Consider the following 504-nt stretch of genomic DNA (forward strand, 5'->3'; position numbering starts at 1 on the left):
CGTCGACCACGCCCTCGTGCAGCAGCTCCAGGATCTTCGCGTGCGTCGCCGCGAACACCTCGGGGTCCTCCACCCGCACCCCGATCAGCTCGGAGATGCTGAAGAACCGCCGGTAGTTCAGCTCGGTGCGGGCCAGCCGCCACCACACCGGCCGGTACCACTGCGCGTCCAGCAGCCGCGGCAGCGGCAGGCCGGCCGTGCCCTCGCGCAGCGGGAAGGCGTGGTCGTGGTACCGCAGCACGTCCCCGTCGACCTTCAGCCGGTCCGCCTCCTCGCCGAGCGGCCCGCCCAGCACCGGCAGCAGCACCTGGCCGCCCTGCGCCTCCCAGTCGATGTCGAACCAGCGGGCGCGGGGGGAGGACGGGCCGTCGCGCAGCACCTCCCACAGGGCCGGGTTGTGCCGGGGGGACATCGCCATGTGGTTCGGGACGATGTCCAGGATCAGGCCGAGGCCGTGGTCGCGGGCGGTGCGGGACAGTTCGCGCAGGCCCTCCTCGCCGCCGA

The 504-nt window shown here is 73.8% G+C and carries 1 pseudogene; it reads right to left on the minus strand.

Going from position 1 to position 504, the window contains the following annotated elements:
• Nucleotides 1-504, minus strand: a pseudogene (locus CCN29_RS34490) (malto-oligosyltrehalose synthase); the annotation flags it as partial.

The sequence above is a fragment of the Streptomyces pseudogriseolus genome (assembly GCA_002154585.1).
Lineage (GTDB): Bacteria > Actinomycetota > Actinomycetes > Streptomycetales > Streptomycetaceae > Streptomyces > Streptomyces pseudogriseolus.